Genomic DNA, 1,070 nt, shown 5'->3' with positions numbered 1-1,070 from the left:
GAACCGGTGGACATCCAGCGGAAGGCGGTGCAATCTCACTCCGTTCGATCCGGGGTAGCCAGCCCAATGTAGGGCAACGCCGCCTCGAGCTGGGGTGAGGGGGCGCGTTGCTGCTCAACAAGCGATCGGACCACCCACGGAGGGCGTACCCCGTTTTCGATCGCGTCCGCGAGCAGCATCAGGATCAGCTCCCGATATCCGATTCCGACCGCGCGGGCGGCAACGGGCAGGTTGCTGTGCCGCTGCACGCCCGGAGTCGTATTGACCTCTAACGCGTATGCGACACCAGCCGTATCGACTATGTAGTCGATACGGATCGCGCCACGGCACTCCAGGAATCCGTACACCGCCAGCGCACCGAAGGACATCGCGTCGAGGGTGGCCAGCGTCAGATCATCGGGAACCTGATAAGTAACCGCTGGACCATCGCCGCCGCCGAGCTTGGTTTCCTCGTCGTAGTAATCGCGTTCGGTGAGGACTTCCAACGGCGGCAACGCTTTCGGCCCGGTCGGGGTGCCGAGCACCGCAACCGTCATCGCACGACCGACGACGAACTCCTCGAGGAAGAATCGGCGAAATCCGCGCTCACGGAATCGGTGCGCCGCGTTGGCGGCTTCGGTCAGGGTCTCGACTCGTTGCAGCCCGACGCTGGAACCGCCGTCGACCGCTTTGAGCATTGCGGGCAGCGGGAACGCCGGGATTGCCGATGCGACGATCAGCCCGGAGTCGCGCAGTGTCGGGATGCCGACGTAGTTGAACACTGCCTTCGAGGCCAGCTTGTCCGCACCGATACCGCCCGCGAGAACACCCGATGACGTGTAGGGCACGTGCAGGTAGTCCAACAGACCTTGAAGTCGGCCGTCCTCACCCCAAGGGCCGTGGACGTTCACGTATGCGACGTCGAACGTGCGGACCCGCTCAACGAAATCGGGGGCGGTCGGGTCGGGGTGTTCGGCGTCGATGCCGGACTCGGTGAGGGTTTCCATGATCGCAGTCAGCGACCATTTCTCGTGCGGTGTGTTGCGAATGTAGACGCGATCCTCTTCTGAGACCGGCCCGTAGAGGACTGC

General features: G+C 63.9%; 1 protein-coding gene. It reads right to left on the bottom strand.

Going from position 1 to position 1,070, the window contains the following annotated elements; translation table 11 throughout:
* Positions 1-35 precede the first annotated feature (35 nt).
* Positions 36-1,070, bottom strand: a 1,035-nt coding sequence (locus ABZW16_RS44010; protein ID WP_354962112.1) for a hypothetical protein, incomplete at its 5' end; no start/stop codon positions are given.

This window comes from Nocardia sp. NPDC004604 (assembly GCF_040609795.1).
Taxonomy (GTDB): Bacteria; Actinomycetota; Actinomycetes; order Mycobacteriales; family Mycobacteriaceae; genus Nocardia.
This window is presented reverse-complemented; position numbering and strand designations above follow the sequence as displayed.